This is a genomic window from Rhodopseudomonas palustris, assembly GCF_003031265.1.
Lineage (GTDB): Bacteria > Pseudomonadota > Alphaproteobacteria > Rhizobiales > Xanthobacteraceae > Rhodopseudomonas > Rhodopseudomonas palustris_H.
The window spans coordinates 3,456,595-3,470,386 of record NZ_CP019966.1 but is presented as its reverse complement, the minus strand read 5'-3'; the positions used below and the strand labels follow the sequence as shown (position 1 = coordinate 3,470,386).

Annotated in this window: 13 protein-coding genes; 6 read left to right on the top strand and 7 right to left on the bottom strand. The window is 65.2% G+C overall.

Going from position 1 to position 13,792, the window contains the following annotated elements:
• Window positions 1–26: 26 nt before the first annotated feature.
• Window positions 27–1,433 (bottom strand): pilus assembly protein, encoded by a 1,407-nt coding sequence (locus RPPS3_RS16190; protein ID WP_107345001.1) that lies wholly within the window; start codon window positions 1,431–1,433, stop codon window positions 27–29.
• A 469-nt stretch (window positions 1,434–1,902) separates the two neighbouring features.
• Here RPPS3_RS16190 and clpS point away from each other — a divergent pair, with 469 nt between their 5' ends.
• Together clpS and clpA are read left to right on the top strand one after the other, a co-directional pair.
• Entirely contained in the window at window positions 1,903–2,232 is a 330-nt protein-coding gene (gene clpS / locus RPPS3_RS16185; RefSeq protein WP_041810535.1) for an ATP-dependent Clp protease adapter ClpS, read from the top strand.
• Between the two features lie 193 nt (window positions 2,233–2,425).
• Window positions 2,426–4,810 carry an ATP-dependent Clp protease ATP-binding subunit ClpA gene (gene clpA, locus RPPS3_RS16180; protein WP_107344999.1) on the top strand — a complete coding sequence of 795 codons (2,385 nt, stop codon included), beginning with the start codon at window positions 2,426–2,428 and terminating at the stop codon, window positions 4,808–4,810.
• 74 nt (window positions 4,811–4,884) lie between these two features.
• Here clpA and RPPS3_RS16175 read toward each other — a convergent pair whose 3' ends face one another.
• Window positions 4,885–6,984, bottom strand: coding sequence for an ArnT family glycosyltransferase (locus RPPS3_RS16175; RefSeq protein ID WP_234819966.1), 2,100 nt, complete (start codon window positions 6,982–6,984; stop codon window positions 4,885–4,887).
• 387 nt (window positions 6,985–7,371) lie between these two features.
• Between RPPS3_RS16175 and RPPS3_RS16170 the strand changes: the two genes are divergently transcribed.
• Window positions 7,372–8,403 (top strand): lytic transglycosylase domain-containing protein, encoded by a 1,032-nt coding sequence (locus RPPS3_RS16170; protein WP_107344998.1) that lies wholly within the window; start codon window positions 7,372–7,374, stop codon window positions 8,401–8,403.
• 14 nt (window positions 8,404–8,417) lie between these two features.
• Here RPPS3_RS16170 and RPPS3_RS16165 read toward each other — a convergent pair whose 3' ends face one another.
• Complete coding sequence (locus tag RPPS3_RS16165) at window positions 8,418–8,777, bottom strand: PilZ domain-containing protein (protein WP_107344997.1); 360 nt, start codon at window positions 8,775–8,777, stop codon at window positions 8,418–8,420.
• A 152-nt stretch (window positions 8,778–8,929) separates the two neighbouring features.
• Between RPPS3_RS16165 and RPPS3_RS16160 the strand changes: the two genes are divergently transcribed.
• Genes RPPS3_RS16160 through tsaA form a run of 3 tightly spaced genes read left to right on the top strand, consistent with a single transcriptional unit; the run spans window position 8,930 to window position 10,525 of the window.
• A complete protein-coding gene (locus RPPS3_RS16160; RefSeq protein WP_107344996.1) occupies window positions 8,930–9,673 on the top strand; it encodes an AzlC family ABC transporter permease in 744 nt (247 codons plus the stop codon).
• A complete protein-coding gene (locus RPPS3_RS16155; RefSeq protein WP_107344995.1) occupies window positions 9,670–10,014 on the top strand; it encodes an AzlD domain-containing protein in 345 nt (114 codons plus the stop codon). The genes RPPS3_RS16160 and RPPS3_RS16155 overlap by 4 nt, the downstream gene beginning before the upstream one ends.
• Window positions 10,015–10,063: 49 nt before the next feature.
• A complete protein-coding gene (gene tsaA, locus RPPS3_RS16150) occupies window positions 10,064–10,525 on the top strand; it encodes a tRNA (N6-threonylcarbamoyladenosine(37)-N6)-methyltransferase TrmO (protein WP_107344994.1) in 462 nt (153 codons plus the stop codon).
• 5 nt (window positions 10,526–10,530) lie between these two features.
• Here the strand turns inward: tsaA and RPPS3_RS16145 are convergent, their stop codons facing one another.
• The 4 genes from RPPS3_RS16145 to RPPS3_RS16130 form a co-directional block, all read right to left on the bottom strand.
• Window positions 10,531–10,959: an HIT family protein gene (locus RPPS3_RS16145; RefSeq protein ID WP_107346639.1), complete on the bottom strand. Its 429-nt coding sequence runs from the start codon at window positions 10,957–10,959 to the stop codon at window positions 10,531–10,533.
• A 49-nt stretch (window positions 10,960–11,008) separates the two neighbouring features.
• Window positions 11,009–12,247 carry a GNAT family N-acetyltransferase gene (locus RPPS3_RS16140; protein WP_107344993.1) on the bottom strand — a complete coding sequence of 413 codons (1,239 nt, stop codon included), beginning with the start codon at window positions 12,245–12,247 and terminating at the stop codon, window positions 11,009–11,011.
• 92 nt (window positions 12,248–12,339) lie between these two features.
• Window positions 12,340–13,086: a glycerophosphodiester phosphodiesterase gene (locus RPPS3_RS16135; RefSeq protein ID WP_107344992.1), complete on the bottom strand. Its 747-nt coding sequence runs from the start codon at window positions 13,084–13,086 to the stop codon at window positions 12,340–12,342.
• Window positions 13,087–13,105: 19 nt separating this feature from the next.
• Complete coding sequence (locus tag RPPS3_RS16130) at window positions 13,106–13,573, bottom strand: RidA family protein (RefSeq protein WP_042441160.1); 468 nt, start codon at window positions 13,571–13,573, stop codon at window positions 13,106–13,108.
• Window positions 13,574–13,792: the final 219 nt, after the last annotated feature.

Genomic DNA, 13,792 nt, shown 5'->3' with positions numbered 1-13,792 from the left:
GAGCGGCGGGCCGGATCGGCCGCGGCTTACTTGGCGACGCGGAGCTTGGAGAGCGAGGAGCCGATCTGGGCGAAAGCGGTCCCGATGCCGCTGGACGTCGTGGTCGAAAAGAAGCTCCCACTGTCGGCGCAGTATTTCAATACCGCTGATTCCGGGTCGCCATCGGTGTTCACCTGGATGGTGTAGATCAGCACCGGGTTGGTGTTGGTGGCCGACGCCCGAATGTTGTCGCACAGAATCCGCTGACGTGCGTCGATCTGGCCGTAGTATTGCACTTGCCCGTTCCCGTAGCTGGGCCAGCGGTCCATCGTGTTCAGGCCGTCCGACAGCAGAATGATCGCATCGGTGTACTTATAGTTGGCGTCCTTCGCCGGGGTGTTCAGCGGAACTCCCGACTGCAGCGAGAGCCAAGCCCAGTGCATGCCGATCGGCTGATTGGTGCCGCCGCCTGCAGTGAACGCATCGATCTTGTTCTTCAGCGTCGTCGCATTCCCCGATGAGTAGACCGACGTCATCGGCGTGATCTCGGGAGGGCAAACCGATGAATTGAGCAACTGGTATCGAGCCGGAAAGCGCGTCGCATCGCTTGTCGGTGCGTCCTTGGTGGTGTCTGCGGGTTGATCGCGGTCGGCCACGCACCCCTTCCAGATGTTGGTGCTGTTATAGGGTGTCCATGTCCGGCCGTTATTCCGGCAATCCGTTTTGCTGTAGTACGTGATGTTCGACCACCAGACTGTGCTGCAGCTGCCTTCATATTCCGGCCAGTCGTCCCATTTCAGCCAAGTCGCGTTCTTGTTGCTGAGGCCGACGTTGACCATGTGCGCGAACGGCACGATCGAGACGTACACGTCGTCCGCCGACTGAGCGCTGGCGCGGAGCGTATCAATGAGACTCTTCGCGGCCGTCTTCATGGCGTCGAGTTTGCCGTCATCGGCCATCGATCCGGTGACGTCGAGCGCCATCGCGACGCGGAGGCGGGTGCCGCCCCAGGTCGTCGTGGTCGACGATCCGATCGCCATCGTTTTGAAGCCGAGGATCTTCATGAATTGAGTTGGGACCGAGCCCTGGCCGCTCATCGCAATGGTGGAGGAGCCGGAGCTGTCCTTCGCCGTATAGGTCGCGGTCACGGTCACGGCGCCGGACTCTTTGTTGGTGTAGAGGCTGTTGAAGTAAGTCTGCGCCTTGCTCGACACCTGGTCGGGGGTGATGGCGCCGACGCCGAGATCGCGGGACAGCATCAGGGCGGCCGAATCGAGCGCGTTTTGCAGCGAGGTGCGGGCGTTGTTGGCGCGCGAATAGTCCACAGCCATGCCGATGAAGCCGAGCAGCGGCACCAGCGCCAGGGCGAAGATCACAGCGATGTTGCCCCCGGTCGCCTGCGGGAAGCGGCGCGTCGCGCGCGTCAGTTGGGCCGCAAGGGAGATAATGGACATAACGGTACCGATCCTGGCTCTTCGCGGAGCAAGATCGGGCGGTATGGATAAACGCCGCGTAAAATGAGTCTCAGAAACTCGCTAAACTGCGCCATAAATGCCGCGAAGCCGGGCGTTTTGCTTGCTGGTCCGTCACCAAGATTGGCGGGATTTGCGGGTTTCTTCTAACGCGGGATTAACCCTGCGGCCTCCAGCGGCGGTGCTCAGCCTGCCGCCAGGCTAGGGTGTGCCTCCGGGATTTCCGCGCTTGCAGCAAAACCGCACTCGACCCATATTTACCGTATTCCGCCGCTGCGTCGTGCCGGGAGCCGCTGCGCTGTGGGCGTGGTCGGCATTTGCGCGCTGACCGCAGGTCGCGGTTCCGGCGCTGGGTTCCCTGGGGATTTAAATACCGAAAGCCATGCTGCAACCTTCTCTAAGCCACCCCGCTGCCGGCCCCGCCGGCGACCGAATGAGCCGGCCGCGCGCGATGGCAGGCGACGGAGGCCGTTCCGGCCCGAGCACGCCGTCGACCTCGGTCATCACCAAGACCAAGCCGCGCACCAAGCGCCCCAATCTCTATCGTGTGCTGATCCTGAACGACGACTACACGCCGATGGAGTTCGTGGTTCACGTGCTGGAGAAGTTCTTCCAGATGGACGTCGAGGCCGCCACCAAGGTGATGCTGCACGTCCATCATCACGGCATCGGGGAGTGCGGCGTTTTCACCTACGAGATCGCCGAGACCAAAGTGACGCAGGTGATGGATTTCGCCCGCAAGCATCAACATCCTCTTCAGTGCGTCATGGAGAAAAAATAGTAGCGGGCGTGTCGCCAAACTCGGAACAGGTTTTGCATTGGTCCAAGCTGGCGGGTTTTCCCGGACTTGCTGGGTGGACGGACTGATACGGAACCAGTCTTTCGCGATCAGGTTTGGACACTATATCTGGAAAGGTTGTTGTTGCGTCACGATGCAGCGGCGATCATGATCAGCGGGGGACACAGAGGACGAGATGCCGACATTTTCCCAAAGCCTTGAGCAATCCCTCCATCGTGCGCTCGCCATCGCCAACGAGCGTCACCACCAGTACGCAACCCTCGAACATCTGCTGTTGTCTCTGGTCGACGATTCCGACGCGGCCGCAGTCATGCGCGCCTGCAGCGTCGATCTCGACAAGCTGCGCACCAGCCTGGTCAACTATCTCGAAACCGAATTCGAGAATTTGGTGACCGACGGATCTGAGGACGCCAAGCCGACCGCCGGCTTCCAGCGCGTGATTCAGCGCGCCGTGATCCATGTGCAATCCTCGGGTCGTGAGGAAGTGACCGGCGCCAACGTGCTGGTTGCGATCTTCGCCGAGCGTGAAAGCCATGCCGCGTATTTCCTGCAGGAGCAGGACATGACGCGCTACGACGCGGTCAACTACATCAGCCACGGCATCGCCAAGCGTCCCGGCGTGTCCGAAGCTCGCCCGGTGCGCGGTGTCGACGAAGAGACCGAGACCAAGGGCGGCGACGACTCCAAGAAGAAGGGCGACGCGCTCGAGACCTATTGCGTCAACCTCAACAAGAAGGCCCGCGACGGTAAGATCGATCCGGTGATCGGGCGCAATGCCGAGATCAGCCGCGCGATCCAGGTGCTGTGCCGCCGGCAGAAGAACAACCCGCTGTTCGTCGGCGAAGCCGGCGTCGGCAAGACGGCCATTGCTGAAGGTCTCGCCAAGCGCATCGTCGATGGCGAGGTGCCGGAGGTGCTGTCTGCCGCCACCGTGTTCTCGCTGGACATGGGCACGCTGTTGGCAGGTACGCGCTATCGCGGTGACTTCGAGGAACGCCTCAAGCAGGTCTTGAAGGAGCTCGAAGCGCATCCGAACGCGATCCTGTTCATCGACGAGATCCACACCGTGATCGGTGCCGGTGCCACTTCCGGTGGCGCGATGGATGCCTCGAATTTGCTCAAGCCTGCCTTGGCTTCGGGCACCATTCGGTGCATGGGCTCGACCACCTATAAGGAATACCGTCAGCACTTCGAGAAGGACCGCGCGCTGGTGCGGCGCTTCCAGAAGATCGACGTCAACGAGCCGACGGTTGAAGATGCGATCGCGATCCTGAAGGGGCTGAAGCCTTACTTCGAGGACTATCACAAGCTGAAGTACACCAACGAGGCGATCGAATCCGCGGTACAGCTGTCGTCGCGCTACATCCATGACCGGAAGCTGCCGGACAAGGCGATCGACGTGATCGACGAGTCGGGCGCGGCGCAAATGCTGCTGTCCGAGAACAAGCGCAAGAAGACGATCGGCATCAAGGAAATCGAAGCCACCGTCGCGACCATGGCGCGGATCCCGCCGAAGAGCGTGTCGAAGGATGACGCCGAGGTGCTCAAACATCTCGAGCAGACCCTGAAGCGCGTGGTGTTCGGTCAGGACAAGGCGATCGAGGCGCTGTCGGCGTCGATCAAGCTGGCGCGTGCCGGCCTGCGTGAACCGGAGAAGCCGATCGGCTGCTACCTGTTCTCGGGCCCGACCGGCGTCGGCAAGACCGAAGTCGCCAAGCAGCTCGCGTCGACGCTCGGCGTCGAACTGCTGCGCTTCGACATGTCGGAGTACATGGAGCGTCATACCGTGTCGCGTCTGATCGGCGCGCCTCCTGGCTATGTCGGTTTCGACCAGGGCGGCCTGCTGACCGACGGCGTCGATCAGCATCCGCACTGCGTGGTGCTGCTCGACGAAATCGAGAAGGCACATCCGGATCTGTACAATGTGCTGCTGCAGATCATGGATCACGGCCGGCTCACCGACCACAACGGCAAGCAGGTCAACTTCCGCAACGTGATCCTGATCATGACCACGAACGCGGGTGCGGCGGATCTGGCTCGGCAGGCGTTCGGCTTCACGCGCAACAAGCGGGAAGGCGACGACCACGAGGCGATCAACCGGCAGTTCGCGCCGGAATTCCGAAACCGTCTCGATGCGATCGTGTCGTTCGCGCATCTCAATGCCGACGTCATCGGCATGGTGGTGGAGAAGTTCGTGCTGCAGCTCGAAGCTCAGCTCGCGGACCGCGACGTCACCATCGAGCTGTCCGAGCCCGCCAAGGCGTGGCTGGTGCAGCACGGCTACGACGAGCAGATGGGTGCCCGGCCGATGGCTCGGGTGATCCAGGAGCACATCAAGAAGCCGCTGGCCGACGAAGTGTTGTTTGGCCGGCTGAAGGGTGGCGGCCACGTCAAGGTCGTGCTGGTCAAGGACGACGCCGTCGCCGGCGTCGAGCTGGAGAAGATCGGCTTCGAATTCCTCGACGGCCCCGTGACGCCGAAGCCGGAAAATCTGCCCGGCAAGAAGCGTGGCGGCTCGGCCCGCAAGGCCAAGGTGAAGGATCAGGTCGAGAAGGCCTGATCTGAAACCGACGATCTCAATCAGCGAGGCCGGCGAGCGATCGCCGGCCTCGTCGTTTGTGGAGCTACCGAGTGCTATTCCGGTGGCCGTGTCGGTGACGGTCCGGCCGGCGACGGCTGCTCGTCGGTCGGCGCCGCGTTAGGCGCTTCCGGCTTTTCCGGTTCGGCCACAGGGGGCGGAGCAGATGGCTCCGTAGGTGCCGTTGCGGTCGGTGCAGCAGGCTCGGCTGCCTCGGGCGGAGCAGGCTGAGGTGCCTCTGGAGCGGCAACAGGCGGGCTAGCTGGGGCTGGCGCAGGGGCAGGTGAGGGCGGTGTCGGCGCTGGTGCCACGGTTGGCGCCGGCGGCGCCGCGGAGGCCGGAGGCGGCAGCACCACGCCCTCCGGCGGGATCATGGCCCAACCGTAGGCCTTCAGTTTGCCGCCGCCGAGCGGCAGCACCATGGTGCCGAATACCGGGGGCGCATTGCCGAGTGCCGTCCGATACGGCGCCGGCAGCTCGTCGGTGCGTTTGAACTCGTCCGTGCTCCACACCACCAGGGTGCCGGAGCGCTTCAGCCGGTCGGCCGTGATCCAGGGGCTCTTGGCAAAATCGGCGTCGATGAACACCGACGGACGCGGCGAAGCGTATGCTGCGACGAAGCCGGCCTCGCGCGTGCTGCCGGTGACGATATCGAGCGGATGGGTGGTCCGGCTCTTCCACACCGACTGCATCGCTTTGGACAGCGCCTTGGCCGGATACAGCTCGGTCGGCACCGGCCCGCTGCGGTAGGCACGGGAGTAGGTCGAGGTCGCGTAGCCGATCGGGACGCCGAACAGCACCAGCATCCAGGCGGCGATCGCAAGGCGCGGCGCGCGGATCGTCAGCCGGGCCGGCAGCAACGCCACCAGAGCCAGACCGGAGAACGCCACCAGCGCGCTGCCGGTGTAGGCGCCGATCGTGAACCAGCCGAACACGCTGCCGAGCCCGACTAGCATCGACGGCAGCACTGCCGCTGCGACCAGCAGCGAGCGATCGAACGCGCTCGGAGCAGTGAGTTCGAGGTCCGCCGGCTCGCCCTGCAGCGGCAGCCGCGGGATGAAAGCGAGGCCGGCGATCACGATCAGTCCGAGGTTGAGTCCGACTTGGCCGAACACGAAAGCGAACGCCGCACTGATCCGCGGCCACAACCCTGTCGCTCCGTCGTCGGCGACAGCCGAGGCGACATGCGCCTGCGCCAGCCACATCAGGTGCGGCAGCAGCACCACGAAACAGGCGCCCGCGGCGACCGCCACGCCACTGGTCGCCAGCCGGCGACGACCATCTGCGGTCAGCACCAAGTGTCCGATCAGCACGAGGACAAGTGCAGCGCCGGCATGGTTAGTGGAGATCAGAATCGCAGCGGCAATGCCGAGCCCGATCCAGCTCGACCGCATGCCGCCGAGTACGGCGCGGCGATAAAGTAACACGACAGCGACCGCAAAGGGCAGGCTGGCGATCGCCGGATCGTAGGCGGTGACCTGCGGGCCGAAGCAGCCGATCAGGATGGTGAGCGCCACAGCGAGCGTCGCTCCGCTGGCGCCAAAGATCGAGGCGCCAAGGCGCCACAGCAGCGCCAGCGTCATCAGCGCGGAGCCCAGCGCGAGCAGAAGCTGTGCGCCGTTCCAGCGTCCGGTGGCGAGCGAAACGAGTTCGGTCAGCCACGGCGCCAGCGGTGGATACTTCCAATAGCCGCCCTGCAGCTCGCTGCCGAACAGCGCCATTTCGTAGCCGACGGCGGGCAGTCCGGGGAAGCTGATGGCGCTGATGAACCACAGCGTGCCGTACAGGCCGAGCACCCACAGCAGCAGCCGCTGCGGACGGTTGCGCAGCATGTCGAAAAGACTGTCGCAGGCGCCGAGCAGCAGCGTCAGCGGCAGGAAGCTGGCGCGCGCGGCGGCGGGAGGCGCCGCCGCCGCAGGAGTCGCGGCCGGCGCCGGTGCAATCTGTCCGGTCCCACGTGCCGGCCTGGGCTGCTTGGTCTGCGGTTGCTTCGGCTTCGGGCCAGGAAGCGGCTTCGGCGCGGTTTGCGGTTTGACCGGTGGCGGCGCAGGCCGGGGCTCCGCGGTGGCCGGTGCCGGCTTGGCGGCCGCAGGCGCGGCGGAGACCTGAGCCTCGTCGGCGCTCGATGCGACAGCGGTCTCATCGTCCGGCGGCAACGCTCGTGCAGCGGCGGCCGGTCGCGGCTGACCGCCGTGATGCTTCTTCTTCGGCCGGCGCTGTTTTGGTTGTTTGCGCTTGATGGTCGTCGTCCCCTGGCGAGTCCGAACCTGCGGTATCGATGCCGCGGTTCGCGCGTGGCGTTTCGAATCGACGTTTTAGTCCAACGGGTCGACCAGGCAATTGCCGGAAAGACGAGGCGACAACGAGGCTTGCGGTATCGCTGCGCCGTTTCGACCCAGACTCTCGCACAGCTTTTGGCATCGGCCGCAGCGCTGGCATTCGGATCAGTTTCGGCCATCATGCGTTCCCGAAACTGCGTCGTTGAATTGCTAGTCCGTTGCCTGGGTGAGTCAAGGAATGCGGCCGTTGAAGGGAAACCGCGCATGATCCGGCCGCCTTGGCTCGCGCCCGTTGCGGCCGCGCTGACCTTGCTCGCCTGCGCTCCGGTGTATGCTGAGGATACGCCACAGCCAAAGACGGACGCCGCCGCACCGCCGGCTGCGGCCGAACCGAGCAAGCCAGCACCTGCCGCGGACCAAGCCAAGCCTGCAGCAGAGCCCAATCAAGCCATACCCGGCGACAAGCCGGCCGATGCCACCGACAAGGGCGGTGATGCGGGTACGCGGGAGTCGATCTGCCTGATGATCGAATCGGCCGCCAAGGCTCACGATTTGCCGCTGGAGTTTTTCGCCCGCGTGATCTGGCAGGAGAGCCGGTTTCAGCCGGATGCCGTGGGCCCGGTGACACGCAGTGGTAAGCGCGCGCAAGGCATCGCCCAGTTCATGCCCGGCACGGCCAACGAGCGCCGGCTGCTCGATCCGTTCGATCCGGTGCAGGCGCTGCCGAAGTCGGCCGAATTCCTCAAGGAGCTGCGCGATCAGTTCGGCAATCTCGGGCTTGCAGCGGCTGCCTATAACGCCGGGCCGCGCCGGGTGCAGGAATGGCTCGCCGGGACTGGCGGTATGCCGCTGCAGACGCGGGACTACGTGTTCGCGATCACCGGTAGTTCGGTCGACGACTGGGCCAAGGCGGGACGTGCCGCAAAGCTGCCGGAGACCAAGGCAGACACCGATTGCCGCACGCTGATGGCGCTGTTGAAGCGGGCGCCGAATCCGTTCGTCGCCGAGCTCGAACAACGTGTGAAGCTCGGCGCCGATCGGCCCTGGGGTGTGCAGCTCGCCGCCGGCTTCAATCGCAACCGCGCGCTGGCGAGCTACGCGCGAGCGATGTCGCGGCTGAGCGGCGTGATCGGCGAGCGCGACCCGACATTGCTGAGCGGCCTGTTCCGCAGCCGCGGCACCCGGCCGTTCTATCAGGTGCGGATTGGCGCCGACACGCGCGGCGAAGCGGACGATCTGTGCAAGCAGATCCGCCGGGCCGGGCAGGCGTGCCTGGTGCTGCGCAATCGAGGCTGACGGCCCGAGGCGGATCAGAATTGGGAGCGCAGGTCGCTGAGCTGCGTGCGGAGCTGCTGATTGACGCGCTCGGTTGCGCGCAGCCGGAGCGCGATGTCGAGTGGCAGCGAATCCACGTGGCGCCGCGGCGTCTCCAGGACGAGGCCGGCCATGTTCTCGAGGCGCCAGACGATCCGGCCGAAATAGGAGATGCCCTGACGGGGGATCATCAACTCGACGGTGTCCGGCACGGCCGCAGGATTGTCGACCTCGACCTGCGCGCCGTTCCCCGAGAAGTTGCGGACGATGCAGTCGAACGTGGATGCGCGAGCCTGAAACACCAGGCGGCCGCCATAGTAAACGCGCTGGCGAGCTGTGCACCTTCGATCGAACATCCCCGTCTCCTGTCGCGATGGTTGTGTTTTGCTATCACAGGTGGTGGCGATTCTCGAATTCGACTGAAGAGAAACCGATGGTTAAGGTAAACGCAGCGCCTTGACCGCAGCGCCCTGGGCAGCGCGTATGGGGCGTAACTCGCAGAGACCGCATGCCCGTTTCCTCCTCGACTTCGCCGCACTGGCACAGCCCCGGCCGTGCCTTTCTCCGCGGCCTGATTGCCGCTAGCGGCAGTGTGCTGACGCTGGTGCTGTTCGCGACCTTCATCGGCATCGGTGCGCTCGCCCATGACAGCCATTTCAGCCTCGGCTGGGTGCTGCTGAGCACCGTGCTGGTGTGGGCCGGCCCGGCACAGATCATCCTGATCTCGTCGCTCGGCTCCGGTGCGACGCCGGTGCAGGCGGCGATCGCCGTCACCGTGTCGGCGATCCGGCTGTTTCCCATGGTGGTGTCGGTGCTGCCGATGCTGAGGACCCCGACTACAAAGTTGCGGCATCTCGTGCTGCCGGCGCACTTCGTCGCGGTGACGATGTGGGTGGAGTGCTTCCGTCTGCTGCCGCAGGTGCCGCGCGAGCGGCGAGTTGCCTTCGCCAATGGTCTCGGCACCGGCCTGGTCTCGGTGTGTCTCGTTGCCAATGTGATCGGCTTTCTGCTCGCGGCGAACCTGCCGCAGTCGTTCGGCGCTGCGATCCTGCTGCTGACCCCGCTGGCGTTTCTGCTATCGACCGCGCGCAACTGCCGCGAACTCGCCGACGTCGTCGCGCTGCTGCTCGGGCTGGCGCTGTTTCCGCTGGTCGCGCTGCTGCATACCGGCGTCGACGTGCTGATCAGCGGCGTCTCGGCCGGGACGATTGCCTACGGCGTGCACTGGATGCGGCGACGGAGGCGGGCGTGAGCGACTTCATCGGCAATTGGCAGGCGCTGATGGTGCTGGTGCTCGCCGGCGTGCTGCCGAACGAAGCCTGGCGGATGCTCGGGTTGTGGCTCGGCGGTGGCATCGACGAAGGCTCGGAGCTTTTGATCTGGGTGCGCGCGGTCGCGACCGCGATCCTGGCGGGCGTGATTGCCCAGATCCTGTTCCTGCCGCCGGGCGCATTGGCGAGCGTGTCGCCGATGCTGCGCTATGGTGCGGTGGCGGCGGGCCTTGCGGTGTTTCTGGCCGCGCGCCGCTCGATCTTCGCCGGCGTGGTGGCGGGCGAGGCGGTGCTGCTGATCGGCCAACTTTGGTGGCGGTGAAACCTGTGCGGTTTCGCGCTACACCGGGCTGTCAGTGAGAAGGCGCATAATGATGGACAGAGGTGAGATCCGCGAAGGCGAGGTCGTGGTCGAGGCGCCGCCGCCGACCGATGCCGGTCTGGTGTTCATCGGCCGCATTCACACGCCCTGGACGTCGCGCGGCGAGACGCCGCGGCAGGGCAGTCACGACGGGCCGGTGTGCCGGCTCGAGATCTTCGAGCCGTGGATTCAGGCGCTCCAAGGACTCGACAAGTTCGCCCATGCCCAGGTGGTGTACTGGCTGCATCTCTCGCGGCGCGATCTGGTGATCCAGCGTGGCCACGGTATCGACGGACCGCGCGGCACCTTCGCGCTGCGCTCGCCGCTGCGACCGAACCCAATCGGGATTTCGTCGGTGGCGGTGGTCGGGATCGAGGGCGCGACCGTCTTGGTGCGCGGCCTCGATTGCCTCGACGGCACGCCGCTGATCGACTTGAAGCCGGATCGCTGCGTGCACTCGATGGTGAAGTAGCCGTCTCAGCTCTGTGACAGCGCCGCCTTCAGTTGTGCGGCGTGTTGTTCGAGCACCGCGGGCTCTTCCTTGCGCGAGGCCGGCGGCAGCAGCGGCACGCCTTCGTGGCGCAGCATCACGTGCATGTGCAGATGATAGACCACCTGGCCGGCGGCCGGTTCGCTGAACTGCTGCACCACGATGCCGTCGGCTTTGAACGCCTTCATCGCCGCGTGTGCGATCTTGTGTGCGCCGCGCGCCACATGGGCGAAATCCTCGGGCGTGATGTCGAGGATGTTGCGCGCCGGTGCTTTCGGGATCACCAGCGTGTGGCCGGTCGAACGCGGCATGATGTCGAGGAAGGCGAAGACGTGATCGTCTTCATAGATTTTGTGACACGGGATTTCGCCGCGCAGGATCTTGGCGAAAATGTTCTCGGGATCGTAAGCGGTCATGGTTGCTCCGGGCTTGGCGGCGCGATTGTCGTCACCGTGCATAGGCGGGTCAAGCCGGATCGGCGATGTTACCTTTTTTAAAAGGACCGGCTTCGGTCAGCTCGCGGCCCATCTCGTCAACATACATTCGTTCGCGCTTGAGATAATCGGCGATCGCGCGGCGCAGCGCCGGGTCTGCGATGAAGTGCGCCGAGTAGGTGGTCTGCGGCAGATAGCCACGTGCGATCTTGTGCTCGCCCTGTGCGCCGGCTTCGACCACCTTGAGGCCGCGCGTGATCGCAAAGTCGATCGCCTGATAGTAGCACACCTCGAAATGCAGAAATGGATGATGCTCGATCGCGCCCCAATGACGGCCGAACAGCGTGTCGCCGCCGATGAAGTTGATCGCGCCGGCGATCCACCGGCCGTTACGCTTCGCCATCACCAGCAGCACGTCCTCGCTCATGCTCTGGCCGATCAGGGAGTAGAATTCCCTGTTCAGGTAGGGCCGTCCCCATTTGCGCGAGCCGGTCTCGATGTAGAACTCGAAGAACGCGTCCCAAGCGTCCTCAGTGATATCCGCGCCGGTGAGGTGATGGATGGTGATGCCATTCGCCACCGCATCGCGCCGCTCGCGCTTGATGCCCTTGCGATGGCGCGAGTTCAGCGTCGCGAGGAAATCGTCGAAGCTTGAATAGCCGGCATTGTGCCAGTGAAACTGCTGATCGGTGCGTTGCAGGAAACCGCGCTCGGCAAGGAAGCGCCACTCGCTCTCTCGCGCGAAGGTGACGTGCACCGACGACGCCTTGCTGAGATCGCACAGCGCCATCAGACCGTTCACCAGCGCGCCGCCGACACGCGCCGGATCGACGCCATCGCGGATCAGCAGGCGCGGCCCGGTTGCAGGGGTAAACGGCACCGAGACTTGAAGCTTGGGATAGTAGCTACCGCCGGCGCGCTCATAGGCGTCGGCCCAGCCGCGGTCGAACACGTATTCGCCCTGCGAATGCGATTTCAGATAGCACGGCACGAGCCCGACGATACGTCCATCCTCGCGGGCGATCAGGTGCCGCGGCCCCCAGCCGGTGCGGGCACTTGCCGACCGCGACTGTTCGAGCGCGGCGAAGAACGCGTGGCTGAGAAACGGATTGTAGGCGGCTGTCGCGGCCGTGCGGGCGCTGCCGGCTCCGCCGGTCCGATCCGGATGAGGGACGATCGTCCCGGAGCGCGCGCAGGCATCCCAATCGGCGGCGGAGATCGCATCCACCGATGACACCGCTTCCAGCGTGATGTCGGATGTTGTCGTCAAACCGCCGAACCGGTGGAAAAAGCGCTGCTGACTGTCATTCCGCAGAGATTGGGCATTTGCCGCGCTTCGTTCAAGACCGGTTGCGGTCACGATTACGGAACAAAGCCCTCGAAGATCATTTGGTCGGCGTAGCGGGCGGCGCGGGCGCGCTGCTCGGGGGTGCGCACCGTCCAGCTCAGCAGTGCGCAGCCGAACAAATTGCGCGCGATCCACGGCGCCGGGGCAGGGAGGTCATCGACCCGGTAGGCGACGAAGTGCGGCTGGGTTCTGAGACCGTGCTTCAGCGCCACCATCGGGTCGCGCTGCGCCTCGTTGAGCTTGGCCCAATAGGCGTCGTCATAGCTACGCTCCGCGGTGATGCCACGCGGCAGCTTCGGCGCAAGCTGGCGGAGCGCCAGCACCTGGTCGGGATCGAACGACATTGCCGCGACCGGGCCCTTGTAGCTGTCCAGCACCTGGAGCAGCCGGCGCGCGAGCTTGCGGTCGCCGTCGAAATGGCTCTTCAGTTCGATCACCAGCGCCGCGCGGCCGGCGACGAGGTCGCACAGCTCGCCGACCGACATCATCCGCTCGGGCGTATCCTTGAACGGCACCTGGCGGAGCTGTGCTGCTGTCATGCCGAGCAGGGCCCCGTCACCGTCGGTCAGTCGGCCGAGATCGTCGTCATGGTGGACCATCGCTTCACCGTCGGCGGTGAGCTGGATGTCCACTTCGATACTGAAATTGCCGGCGATCGCTGCGTTGATCGCGCCGGGCATGTTCTCGACGATGCCGCGGGCGCGGTCGTGCAGGCCGCGATGCGCGACCGGTCGGGCGGTCAGCCAGTCGGGCGCGCGCATCGCTCTGTCTCCCGCGGGGTTACGCGACTTCGAACAGGCCTTCGACCTCGACCGCGGCATTGGCCGGCAGCGAGGCGACGCCGACAGTGGTGCGGGCGTGGCGGCCCTTGTCACCGAACACGGCGACCATCAGGTCGGAAGCGCCGTTCATCACCTTCGGCCCGTCGACGAAGTCCGGCGTCGAGTTGATGAAACCGCCCAGCCGCACCACACGCACCACCTTGTCGAGATCGCCCAGCGCCGCCTTGAGCTGCGCCAGCAGGTTGATCGCGCAAGCGCGCGCTGCGGCGTTGCCCTGTTCGATCGAGACGTCGGCGCCGAGCTTGCCCTGGGCGACCAGCTTGCCTGCGCCGTCGAAGCAAACCTGCCCGGATACCACCAGCAGATTGCCGGTGCGGACGAAGCCCACATAGTTGGCGACCGGGCTCGCCGGCTCGTGCAACACGATGCCCTGCGCGGTCAGTTTCTGCTCGATCACCCCGGTCATGCCGATCCCCATTGCTCGTCGCGTCTCCCGGCGCTCCGTTCGGCCGGGCGGTCTTGTTTGGCCGATTGCGCAGGCTGTGGCAAGCAAGCCGCTGCAACTCGCAAAGCCCGCTCCGCGTGCAGCCGTGTCGGCCGGCAGGTTCCGATCAAATTGCGTTTGAACCAAATTGCTCCGTGATTTCACCGCAATCCGGTGGTCCACGAATCCGGGCCGTTGCGG

Excerpts from the sequence above, each read along its gene's own strand:
- RPPS3_RS16190 (WP_107345001.1), bottom strand. The coding sequence starts at position 1,433 with ATGTCCATTATCTCCCTTGCGGCCCAACTGACGCGCGCGACGCGCCGC.
- clpS (WP_041810535.1), top strand. The coding sequence starts at position 1,903 with ATGGCAGGCGACGGAGGCCGTTCCGGCCCGAGCACGCCGTCGACCTCG.
- clpA (WP_107344999.1), top strand. The coding sequence starts at position 2,426 with ATGCCGACATTTTCCCAAAGCCTTGAGCAATCCCTCCATCGTGCGCTC.
- RPPS3_RS16170 (WP_107344998.1), top strand. The coding sequence starts at position 7,372 with ATGATCCGGCCGCCTTGGCTCGCGCCCGTTGCGGCCGCGCTGACCTTG.
- RPPS3_RS16165 (WP_107344997.1), bottom strand. The coding sequence starts at position 8,777 with ATGTTCGATCGAAGGTGCACAGCTCGCCAGCGCGTTTACTATGGCGGC.
- RPPS3_RS16160 (WP_107344996.1), top strand. The coding sequence starts at position 8,930 with ATGCCCGTTTCCTCCTCGACTTCGCCGCACTGGCACAGCCCCGGCCGT.
- tsaA (WP_107344994.1), top strand. The coding sequence starts at position 10,064 with ATGATGGACAGAGGTGAGATCCGCGAAGGCGAGGTCGTGGTCGAGGCG.
- RPPS3_RS16145 (WP_107346639.1), bottom strand. The coding sequence starts at position 10,959 with ATGACCGCTTACGATCCCGAGAACATTTTCGCCAAGATCCTGCGCGGC.
- RPPS3_RS16135 (WP_107344992.1), bottom strand. The coding sequence starts at position 13,086 with ATGCGCGCGCCCGACTGGCTGACCGCCCGACCGGTCGCGCATCGCGGC.
- RPPS3_RS16130 (WP_042441160.1), bottom strand. The coding sequence starts at position 13,573 with ATGACCGGGGTGATCGAGCAGAAACTGACCGCGCAGGGCATCGTGTTG.